This window comes from bacterium, from assembly GCA_018830565.1.
Taxonomy (GTDB): domain Bacteria; phylum UBA9089; class JAHJRX01; order JAHJRX01; family JAHJRX01; genus JAHJRX01.
In genome coordinates this window covers 1-10680 of the sequence record JAHJRX010000072.1, presented here as the reverse complement: position 1 = coordinate 10680, position 10680 = coordinate 1, and the positions used below count along the sequence as shown (strand labels likewise).

General features: G+C 34.8%; 11 protein-coding genes. 2 read left to right on the top strand and 9 right to left on the bottom strand.

From position 1 onward, the window contains the following. Positions 1-427: hypothetical protein (locus KJ849_07100; GenBank protein MBU2600325.1), on the top strand; the 427-nt coding region annotated here is incomplete at its 5' end. On the opposite strand, the gene KJ849_07095 is transcribed toward KJ849_07100, so the two are convergent. From KJ849_07095 to KJ849_07060, 8 genes are all read right to left on the bottom strand, one after another. Continuing rightward, on the bottom strand, positions 387-1673 hold the full coding sequence (locus tag KJ849_07095; protein MBU2600324.1) for an adenylosuccinate synthase: 1287 nt from the start codon (positions 1671-1673) through the stop codon (positions 387-389). The genes KJ849_07100 and KJ849_07095 overlap by 41 nt on opposite strands. Before the next feature lie 3 nt (positions 1674-1676). Beyond that, positions 1677-1979: a hypothetical protein gene (locus KJ849_07090; GenBank protein MBU2600323.1), complete on the bottom strand. Its 303-nt coding sequence runs from the start codon at positions 1977-1979 to the stop codon at positions 1677-1679. 4 nt (positions 1980-1983) lie between these two features. After that, on the bottom strand, positions 1984-2493 hold the full coding sequence (locus KJ849_07085) for a 3-isopropylmalate dehydratase small subunit (GenBank protein ID MBU2600322.1): 510 nt from the start codon (positions 2491-2493) through the stop codon (positions 1984-1986). 45 nt (positions 2494-2538) lie between these two features. Continuing rightward, positions 2539-3792: a 3-isopropylmalate dehydratase large subunit gene (locus tag KJ849_07080; GenBank protein MBU2600321.1), complete on the bottom strand. Its 1254-nt coding sequence runs from the start codon at positions 3790-3792 to the stop codon at positions 2539-2541. A 13-nt stretch (positions 3793-3805) separates the two neighbouring features. After that, positions 3806-5389 carry a phosphoglycerate dehydrogenase gene (gene serA, locus KJ849_07075; protein MBU2600320.1) on the bottom strand — a complete coding sequence of 528 codons (1584 nt, stop codon included), beginning with the start codon at positions 5387-5389 and terminating at the stop codon, positions 3806-3808. A gap of 35 nt (positions 5390-5424) precedes the next feature. Next, complete coding sequence (locus tag KJ849_07070) at positions 5425-5925, bottom strand: cytidine deaminase (protein MBU2600319.1); 501 nt, start codon at positions 5923-5925, stop codon at positions 5425-5427. An 80-nt stretch (positions 5926-6005) separates the two neighbouring features. Continuing rightward, positions 6006-7034 (bottom strand): TIGR01212 family radical SAM protein, encoded by a 1029-nt coding sequence (locus KJ849_07065; protein MBU2600318.1) that lies wholly within the window; start codon positions 7032-7034, stop codon positions 6006-6008. Positions 7035-7109: 75 nt separating this feature from the next. Continuing rightward, a complete protein-coding gene (locus KJ849_07060; protein MBU2600317.1) occupies positions 7110-7283 on the bottom strand; it encodes a hypothetical protein in 174 nt (57 codons plus the stop codon). A 380-nt stretch (positions 7284-7663) separates the two neighbouring features. Between KJ849_07060 and KJ849_07055 the strand changes: the two genes are divergently transcribed. Then, positions 7664-8701 carry a response regulator gene (locus tag KJ849_07055; GenBank protein ID MBU2600316.1) on the top strand — a complete coding sequence of 346 codons (1038 nt, stop codon included), beginning with the start codon at positions 7664-7666 and terminating at the stop codon, positions 8699-8701. A gap of 74 nt (positions 8702-8775) precedes the next feature. On the opposite strand, the gene KJ849_07050 is transcribed toward KJ849_07055, so the two are convergent. After that, positions 8776-10344, bottom strand: coding sequence for a hypothetical protein (locus tag KJ849_07050; GenBank protein MBU2600315.1), 1569 nt, complete (start codon positions 10342-10344; stop codon positions 8776-8778). Positions 10345-10680: the final 336 nt, after the last annotated feature.

Sequence of the window (10680 nt, the reverse complement as noted above, 5' to 3'; positions counted from 1 at the left end):
TATTCACCCACATCCTTATTCAAAAAACCATCACCCAGATCTTACTTGTTCTGATCATAAACTTCTTTTTCTGAAGATAAAGAATATTCACCCACATCCTTATTCAAAAAACCATCACCCAGATCTTACTTGTTCTAATCATAAACTTCTTTTTCTGAAGATAAAGAATATTCACCCACATCCTTATTCAAAAAACCATCACCCAGATCTTACTTGTTCTAATCATAAACTTCTCTTTCTGAAGATAAAGAATATTCACCCACATCCTTATTCAAAAAACCATCACCCAGATCTTACTTGTTCTAATCATAAACTTCTTTTTCTGAAGATAAAGAATATTCATCCACATCCTTATTCAAAAAACCATCACCCAGATCTTACTTGTTCTAATCATAAACTTCTCTTGAAGTTATTTGAAATCTCTTAGGTCCTGTAGAAATTAACTCTATCTTGACCTCTAATAATTCTTCGACCTTAGAGAGATACCCCTTTGCCTGAGAAGGTAGATCTTTAAAATTTGAAATCTCTGAGATATCTTCTTCCCAACCAGGTAAAATTTCATAAATAGGTTGACAACTTCCTAATATCTCTAAGGAACTAGGAAAGTCTTTTAAGATTCTTTCTTTGTACTTATAACCAGTGCAAATCTTTATCTCTTTTAATCCGGAAAGAATATCAAGTTTAGTCATAATGATACTCTTAAATCCATTAATATACTTAGCATGTTTCAAAGCTACTATATCTAACCAGCCACATCGTCTCGGTCTTCCTGTGGTAGCTCCAAATTCTTTTCCTTTTATTCTCATCTGATTGTTCATTTCTTCATCAAGCTCAGTAGGAAAAGGACCTTCTCCCACTCGGGTGGTGTAAGCTTTCGTTACCCCTATTACTTTTTTAATCTCAGTAGGTCCAATCCCACTTCCTATACAGGCCCCTCCAGCAGTAGTATTAGAAGAGGTCACATAAGGAAAAGTGCCATAATAGACATCTAAAAGGGCTCCTTGAGCTCCTTCAAACAATATCTTCTTTTGAGCTTTAATAGCTTCATTTAAGTATACGATTGTATTAGAGACATACTTCTCTATCTCTTGACCATAGTTTAGATACTCTTCCTTTATTTCATCAAAGTTAAATTCTCCCCAGCCATTATATTGCTCCAAAAAATACCTTTTTTCTTCTAAATTCTTTTCTAATTTTTTAACAAAGATCTCTTTATCTAAAAGATCGATTATCCTAATTCCTACCCTGGAAACTAAGTCCATATAAGCAGGGCCAATCCCTTTCCCGGTAGTGCCAATCTTTCCTTTTCCTCTTAATCTTTCATTTATTCGATCCAGGCAAGCATGATAAGGCATAATTACATGAGCACTCTCGCTAATAAAAAGTCGATCTTTTAAATTTATACCTAAAGAAACTAAGTTATTAATCTCTTTAACCAAAGCCTTAGGGTTTATGACCACTCCACTTCCAATGATACATATTGCCTTTTCATGCAAGATACCACAAGGAATTAAATGCAAAACTAACTCTTTGTCTTTATAGATTACGGTATGACCAGCATTATCTCCTCCTTGAAAACGAGCTACAATGTCAACATCTTTACTTAAATAATCAATAATCTTTCCTTTGCCTTCATCTCCCCATTGAGCTCCTACAATTACTACAACACTCATAACTTACTCCTCTGATAAAATGTCTATAATCTTTAAACTTTCTTCTTTCTTGGTGCTAAGATCCACCACCACCACTTCTTCTTTAGATAAACCAATAAAGATAACCTTCTTTATCCCTTTCTGGCCACTATAATTTAAAATTTCTTCCTTACTTTTTAAATCTACACTTCTCTCTACCTCCACCCCTTTATTCCTTAATTTCTCAACCAAATGAAAAGCTATTTTTAAGTAAAAGGAATCTTCCTCGGGGCAAACAATTAGGTATCTTTCTTTAGATCTTAGCTCTTCTTGAATAATTTCCTTCATTGGACTACTTTACTTCAAAGGTTTTATACTTCTTAAAATAAGCCACTAATCCCCCCTCAGATAGTATCTTGATCATCGCTAAAGGGAGTGGTTGGCTTTTTACTTCTATGTTTTTGGTAAGATTATTAATCATTCCTTTTTCTAAGTCAATAGCTAATTGGTCACCATCTTCAATTTTATCTGTATCGCATTCTATCACCACCAATCCTCCATTAATGGCATTTCGATAAAAAATCCGGGCAAATGACTTCGCTAAGACTGCTGAAATCTGAGCATGTTTAATGGCTAAAGTAGCTTGTTCTCTGGAAGAACCGCAACCAAAATTTTCTCCAGCCACTATCATGTCCCCTGGCTTTATCTTTTCATAAAAGTGCTTGTCTAAATCTTCCATAATATGCTTAGCTAATTCATTCATATCTAAGGTAGAAAACTTATATCTCCCTGAAATAATATAGTCAGTATTAATATGATCACCAAACTTATGGCTAAAACCACTTATTTGTCGAGTAGGCATCTTCGACAACCTCCTTTTAGTCTCATTACTCCTAAGAATATTTTTTTAAATTTCTCTTGGATCGAAAACCTCTCCTTTTAGAGCTGAAATAGCTACTGTTGCAGGAGAAGCTAAGTAAATTTCGGCTTGGTTATTTCCCATTCTTCCTTTAAAATTACGATTAGCGGTCGAGATGACCTTTTCTCCATCGCTAGGAACACCATTATGGGTGCCTACGCAAGGACCACAACCTGGGGTAACTACCGCTGCTCCTGCTTTTACTAAGGTTTGAATAATTCCTTCTTCCATGGCTTTAAGGTAAATGTTTTTAGAAGCTGGAGCGACAATTAATCTTACATCGGGATGAACTTTCTTCCCCTCTAATATCAAAGCAGCTATTCTTAAATCTTCTATCCGACCATTAGTACAAGTTCCTATCAAGGCTTGATCGATTTTCATGCCTTTTAATTTAGTAACACTAACAACATTATCAACGGTATGAGGCATAGCCAAAGAAGGAGAAATTTCAGATAAGTCATACTCTAATACTTCTTTATAATTAGCTCCAGAGTCTCCAAAGATAAAGTTTATCTCTTTCTTTACTCCCTGTTCTTTTAGCCAGTTTTTAGTCTTTTCATCTCCTTCGAAAATTCCCACCTTTGCTCCCATCTCGATAGCCATATTAGCGATCGTCAAGCGACCGTCCATAGAAAGACTATCTATTCCTTCTCCGCTAAACTCCACAGCTTGGTAATTCGCTCCATCAGCTTTTAGATCTCCAATTAAATGTAAGATAAAATCTTTGGCGAAGACACTTTTAGATAACTTCCCCTTCAATATAACCTTAATGGTTTCTGGAACCTTAAGCCAAATCTTTCCCGTCATAAAGCAAGCCGCTACATCTGTAGAGCCCATGCCGGTAGCAAAGATATTCAAGGCTCCATAAGTACAGGTGTGAGAATCAGCCCCTATTACTAAATCACCACCACTTATCTGACCACTTTCTGGAATTACCTGGTGGCAAACCCCTTCTCCAATATCAAATATCTTAATTTTTTGTTCTTTTGCAAAATCCCTCATCATTTTATGAAGTTTAGAGACATCTTTATTAGGGCTTGGAGCACTATGATCTATCACCAAAGCTACTCTTTCTTGATCAAAGACTTGATGAGCTTCCATTTCCTGGAAAGCTTTAATAGCCAGAGGAGCCGTGCCATCTTGAGCAAAACAAAAATCTATTTTGGCTATGGTTATCTCACCAGCATACACTTTCTTATCACTATGACTACTTAATATCTTTTCTGCAATAGTTTGACCCATCTTAATATCCTTTTTATAGTCTGATTAATTTTACCCTTAAGATCTCTTCTAAATTCCTTATCTCTGAAATTACTTCTTCTGGTACAAAGCTATCTACATTTATCACTAAAATCTGTTTATCTTTTATAGGTTCTCGACCCATATATAAAGCTGCAATATTAATATTATTATTACCTAATATTGTTCCTATCCTACCCACTACTCCAGGTTTATCAATATTAGATAAGACTAACATATACCCACTGGGAATAGCATCAATTCTAAAATTTTCTAAATAGACAAGGCGAGCATCGTCTTTATGAAATAAAGTAGCGGCAATAGAGCTTTTTCCTTTATTAGTCTTGACCGTAACAGAAATTAAGTTATTAAAATCTTCTCTCTGGCTACTTTTACTTTCCACTACCTTTATTCCTCGTTCCTTGGCCAAAAATGGAGCATTAACAAAATTTACCAGAGCATCATCAATCATCGCCGAAAGTAGTCCTTTTAAGATCGCGATAGAGACGGCTTTTAAATCATACTTAGTCATATCTCCTGCATACTCAATAGCTACTTCTTCAATCGCCGCAGAAGCTAACTGCCCTTGAAAACTGCCTAATTTTTCCCCTAAATTTAAGTAAGGCTTTAATTGGTTTAGTAAATTTCCGTCTATTTGAGGAATATTAATAGCATTCTTAGCCATTCCTCCTTTTAAGACTTCTAATGCTTGCTTGACAATATCTACACCCACATTTAGCTGAGCCTCCTTAGTAGAAGCGCCTAAGTGAGGGACAGTAATGCAATTATCCAAAGAAAAGAGTTCGCTTTCTGCTGGAGGTTCTTGCTCGTAAACATCTAAGGCCGCTCCAGCAATTCGTTTATTCCGTAAGGCTTCAATTAAATCTTGTTCCTGAATTAATCCACCTCTGGCACAATTAATTATTCTTACTTCACTCTTCATTAATTCTATCTCTTTTTTAGAGATCATATTCTTAGTTTCAGGAGTCTTGGTCACATGTAAGGTAATATAATCTGACTCTTTATATAACTGCTCTAATCCTACCATCTCTATACCCAAAGACTCTACTCTCTCTTCAGAAACATAAGGATCGTAGCCTATCACTCGCATCTGAAAAGCTTTAATCCTTTTCGCTACTTCTGTTCCAATTCTACCCAAGCCTATAATACCGATGGTCTTGTCAAAGAGCTCTACTCCGGCAAACTTTTCTCGCTTCCACTCTTTATTTCTCAGAGAATAATGAGCAAAAGGAATATTACGAGATAAAGAAAGAATTAAAGCAATAGTATGCTCAGCCGTAGAAATAGTATTTCCATCTGGAGTATTCATGACAATTATTCCCCTTCTGGTCGCTGCTTCTACATCTACATTATCTATACCTACTCCAGCTCGGCCAATAATTTGTAAGTTAGAAGCTGCATTAATTACTTCTTTAGTAACTTTAGTTCCTGAACGAATTAATAATACCTGATAATTGGAAATACAACTTATTAGCTCTTGGGGAGATAACTTAGTCTTAACATCTACTTCTAAATCTTTCTCCTTTCTTAAAAGCTCAAGGCTTTCTTGAGGAAGAGTATCGCTTACTAAAACCTTCATTTTTACCTCCTTACTTAATCTTTATGCTTACCATATCAATAATCATTTATTTCTACTCCATTTAAGAGTAACTCATCGTCTTCTTCTATCCAATCGGCAGTGAGATATTCTTTATAAGTATGATGAGCCTCCCTAACTATTACCTTTCCAATACCGGCATTAATAATAAATCTTCTACAAAGTTTACAAGGTTTAGCATTTTTAACATACTCATTGGTTGAAACCTCTATCCCGCTTAAAAATAAAGTAGAATCTAACATATCAATTCGACTTACATTAATGATGGCATTCATCTCGGCATGGACTGACCTACATAGCTCATAGTTACTCCCCCTGGGAACCCTTAATTTTTCTCGAATACAGAAACCTAAATCGATGCAATTCTTTTGCATTCTTGGAGCTCCAGTATATCCAGTACTAAGAATTTGATCATTCTTAACAATTACTGCTCCAAAATTTCTTCTTAAGCAAGTTCCTCGTTTTAAGCATTCAGTAGCAATATTTAAGTAGTAATTTATCTTGTCAATTCTTTCCATAAAAAAACTAATTAGCCATTTAGATATTAAGCTTACAATTTTTTATTTAACGAATAAATACCACACTTTTTTATTCATCGTCAAGCAAAACTTTTTCTTTTTTTAATCTCTTGCCACAACTTACCTTGAAATCTCTCTTCTTCGAGTAGTCTTCTTTCTACTTCCTGCAAAACTTGATTTTTATTTAATATCCAAGAAGGGGCTACTAATAATTCCTTAGGACAATCTGCGCTAATTCTCTGAATAACTGTCTTTGGCCAGAGATGCTCTAAGAAACCTATAACTAAATCTAGATACTTGTTTAAGCCTAATGGTTGATACAATTTTTGATGAAAGAGCATTTCTAATTTTGTATCTTTTACAATATACAAAGGATGTAGTTTAATTCCATCTAATTTAAGAATAGCCAAGGCCTTGGCTGTCTCTTGAATCATTTCTTCTGTCTCAAAAGGTAGTCCAATAATTAGATGGGCACCTATCTTTATCTTTTCCTTTTTCCGGGTCAACTCCACCGCTTTTAAAAAATCTTCATATAAGTGACCTCGATTAATGAATTCTAAAGTTGGTTGATGAATAGACTGCACTCCATATTCAATCCAAACCTCATAATCTTCCGTATAAGAATTAATTAAGTCTAAAATTCCTTCATTTATACAGTCAGGTCGTGTCGCTATGGAAATCCCTACAATATCTTCAAAATTCTTTACACTATCATATCTTTGTTTTAAGGTCATTAAATCAGCATAGGTATTGGTGTAAGCTTGAAAATAGACGATAAACTTCTCAGCTTTAAATCTTTGTCTTAGGCGTTTTATTCCTTCTTCAATCTGAAGATAAAGAGAAGGCAAGGGAATCTTAGTATTAACACTAAAACCACGGTTATTACAATAAACACAACCATCCTTAGAAATTACCCCATTCCTGTTGGGGCAAGAAAAACCCGCATCTATGCTTATCTTATGAACTTTTGTTTTAAATTGTCTTTTTAGATAAGTAGAAAATTTATAGTATCTCTCTGATAGTTCAGAGATAAGATAGTCCTCGCTAATGCTCGGAACTGTTTTCCCCTTGGACTTTGCCTCAAATTCCGTAATTAAAATTGCTCTCATAAACTATACTTTTTTATGTGGAGGCATATCTGTATTAGGTGTGTCTATACTTTTCTATGGATGATAAAGTGTTAGCTAACAAGACGTCGTAGGATAGTATTCTTCTTTTTTTAGGTATTGAACAGGTGTTTTATCGTTTAATTTCTTGAGTCTTTTATTCTGGTTATAGTCATCAACAAACTCAAGATTACTCTTAAGTTTAAATATACTCTGAAAACAATATTTCGTCAAGACCTTTTCCTCAGCCATTCTCATTATAAGATTTTACAAAACAGATTAACTTAATTTTTACGATTTTCATAGAAACATTAATGAGTTTTCCCAAAGCTTGAATTAAAAAGAAACTTAATTTAATCCGGGATGAGCCGAAAATAAAAAGTAAAATCTTGACAAAATATTGTTTTCAAGCCATATTTAAAATTATAATGAATTAGATCTTCTATAATGAACTAGACCTTCTATAATGAACTAGACCTTCTATAATGAACTAGACCTTCTATAATGAACTAGACCTTCTATAATAAACATTATCATAAATGTATTGCAAGCTAACATTTAGCTATTCACAGACACCATCTAAGACTGAAAGCTGACCGCTGATTGCTTCCGAATACAGAAAGGAAAAAGAGATGAGTCGAAGTAAGAAGATTCTTATTATTGATGACAATGAAGATACTGGCCAAGTTTTATCCTTTGCCTTACAAGACAGAGGTTATAAAGTAGAGATAGCTCTTACCGGCAGAGAATCTTTAGAAAAACTTAAGCAAAAGTGCTTTAATTTGTCTTTAATAGATATGAAACTACCAGACATAGAAGGCATAGAGTTACTAAAGTCCTTAAGGAAATCCTACCCTGAAATGGTGGAAGTTGTCATTACCGGGCATGCTTCTTTAGAGAATTCCGTAAAGGCTTTAAACGCCGGAGCTTGGGCTTACATTACTAAGCCCTTCCAGATGGAGGAAGTGTTAATTACTCTGAAAGAAGCTCTGGAACATCAACAACTAACCGTAGAAAATAAGAAGTTAATAAAGAAATTAAAAGAAGAGATAGTTATGCATAAGAACTTAGAAAAAGAACGTCAACAAAATTTGAGAGAATTAGAAAAAACTATGGATGGTGCTATTGAAGCCATCTCTTTAATTATTGAGAGCAGAGATCCTTACACGGCAGGCCATCAAAAGCGGGTCGCTAATCTTGCTTGCACCATAGCTAGAGAGATGGGTGTTTCTGAAAAGAGAATTAAGGGGCTTTATCTGGCTGGACTAATCCATGATTTAGGTAAAATTCATATACCGGCAGAAATTCTTAGTAGTCCAAGTTTGTTAACAGAAGCAGAATACTCTATGTTTAAGGTTCACCCTCAAATTGGTTATGATATCTTAAAACATATAGAATTTCCTTGGCCAATTGCCAATATTATTCTTCAACATCATGAAAGAATTGACGGATCTGGATACCCTCATGGCTTTCATGATGATGATATTCTTTTAGAAGCTAAGATATTAGCTGTAGCTGATGTGGTGGATGCCATAACTTCTCATCGTCCTTATAGGCCAGCTCTTGGCATAGAAAGAGCTTTAGAGGAAATTTTTTGTCATCAAGACACTCTTTATGATTCTGCGGTAGTAAATGCTTGCTTAAAGCTTTTTTCGGAAAAAAAATTTTAACTTTTAATACCTAAATAAAAAGCCATCCTACTTTGTAGCGGATGGCTAAAAATTTAATTTTAAGATTTATTTTATTAAGCCGCCAGATCAAAACCCTTCCCTTTTTTTTCTTCTGTTTGCCAACTTGAGGTTATGTATCTTTTAATCTTATCACTGGTTGTCTGGTCAAAGATTGTTTGATTAGCCCCTTCTTTTTTATCCTTTTCCTTGTCTAAAGGATTACTGCCTTCTGTTTTATTTAAAGCTTCATTCTTAATTAAGATACCATCCTTTTCTTCATTCTTCTTATCTTCTTCATTTAATCTCTTATCTGGATTTAAAGAAGCTTCTTCTTTATCCTCTGTCTTACCTAAGTTAAATTCTTCACCTTTTTCAAGGAGGTTATTTTTTTGAAGAGTTCTTTTAATCTCTGCTTCGGTAATCTCTTCTTTTCCGTCTTGGGTAAGAGATTGTTTAATAGCCGAAGTATCTAAATTAGGACTAGTCTTCTTCTTATTGACTATCTCTCTTTCTAATTCTAAAGAAACTTCTCTCTCTTCTTTTTCTATCTTCTTTCCTTCAAAGCCTGCTGTAGTTTCTTTTGCTTTAGCAGGAATCTCTGCTTTTTCTTTTTTGGCTTCTCCTTTAGTTTCTCTGGTTTCTTCCGTCTTTTGTTGAGTTAATTCCTGGCGAGCGCTCATCTCCATCTTAGAAGCAGCAGCAGCTATTTGAGTATCGGCAAATGAAGGATCTGATGGAGCCAAAGCTGCATTTCGAACAATTTGAGCTTTTCGAATACTCTCTTCTGGGGTTTTTTCTGGGCCCGTGGAGATAGATACATCTCCCCCTACGGCGTAACGTCTTCCATCAGGTCCTTCCTGGTAGGCATAATGAGCCCCACCTCGTACATATTGACCACCAGCAGCTATATGGGCCGCCTCATGATTTTTTACTTCAGTATCCCTTTGTCTTAGTTTAGCTACTTGTTGCTTTTCTTCCTCTGTCAGCGCTCCGGCTGCTTTATTTAAGGTTTTCTCTTTTTCGCTCTTCTTGTCTTCATCTGATAAGTCATTTTTTTGAAGAACTTTTTTAACATCCTCTACGGAAATATCTTCATTTTTACCATTAGAAACTATTATTTTAACCTCCTCAGGAGTAACTTCCGGATTGGCCCTCTTTGTTTTAACTATTTGTTGCTCTATTTCTGGAGTAAGGTTACTTTTTTTACGATTAGGATTATCTTCTGGGGCTATTTTATCTTCTCTTTGCTGAAGTGTTACCGGTTCTTCCTTGGTAATCCCTTTTTCTTTAAGAATGTCTCCTTTTTCTTGATTATCTTCTGGGGTTATTTTACCTGCTCTCTCTTCATTTAACCCTTTTTCATTTAAAACTCTTTCTACTTCACTTCTCTCGATATCTTGATCTTGTTTTTTTATAGCATTAGCAATAGTTGAAGAGTCAACATCTGGGTTAGCTCTTTTGTATCGGGCAATAGCCTCTTTAAGTTGAGGGGTTAAACCTTCCTCTTCAGAGTCTTTACTTGAGCTTACATCTTTAGCCCTATTAAGATTTTTATCCTCAGCCGCATTGGGAATTACATTAGCTGGTTGCTTATACTTTAAGTAACCATATTCACTATATAGATCTGATCCACTAATTTGCATCTTTATCCTCAAATAGTCTTAAAAAGACAAAAAAGCTAACTATTTTTATAGTAACTTTATAGTAAGTTTTTTAAAAAAGTTATTGACATCCATTTCTCTAAAAAGCTTCATCTTATCCATTCCTGGAAACACACAGCCATTAAACCATTTTTATTATAACATATTATTTTAATTTTGTCAAGGAGGTTGAAAAGCAGTGTAATACCAAAATGAAAATGTCCTAATCTGGCAAAATGAAAATGTCCTGTTTAAGGATGTAAAATATCCCTCAAAAAAGGAGGGAGAAATGGAAGAAAAGGACATTTTCGAAATGAGCAAAAAAGAGTGGGCAAGATT